The sequence below is a fragment of the Streptomyces sp. SID3212 genome, from assembly GCF_009865405.1.
In the GTDB taxonomy this organism is placed as follows: Bacteria; Actinomycetota; Actinomycetes; order Streptomycetales; family Streptomycetaceae; genus Streptomyces.
The window spans coordinates 1-220 of sequence record NZ_WWJY01000165.1 but is presented as its reverse complement, the minus strand read 5'-3'; the positions used below and the strand labels follow the sequence as shown (position 1 = coordinate 220).

Annotated in this window: 1 protein-coding gene; it reads right to left on the bottom strand. The window is 77.7% G+C overall.

Going from position 1 to position 220, the window contains the following annotated elements:
• A partial coding sequence (locus GT042_RS04420) for a hypothetical protein (protein WP_161307371.1) occupies positions 1 to 220 on the bottom strand: 220 nt, incomplete at both ends.

The following is a 220-nucleotide window of genomic DNA, read 5'->3' as shown; positions in this document are numbered from 1 at the left end:
TTCCGGGCGCTCCAGCGCGCCGGGTCGTCGCGGTGCAGCTGGAGGAGGTTGCCGGCGGCCCCGGGGGCGATGGCGTCCCGGCCGGTGATCAGGTCCAGCGCGGAGCGGACCAGCCCTTCCGCGTCGACGTGGACGCGCAGCAGGCCGTTGTCGAGCGTGTGGCCGCCGCCCTCGGCGGGGGCGACCGTCACGGGGACGACATCCGCCTGCGGCAGCCCGG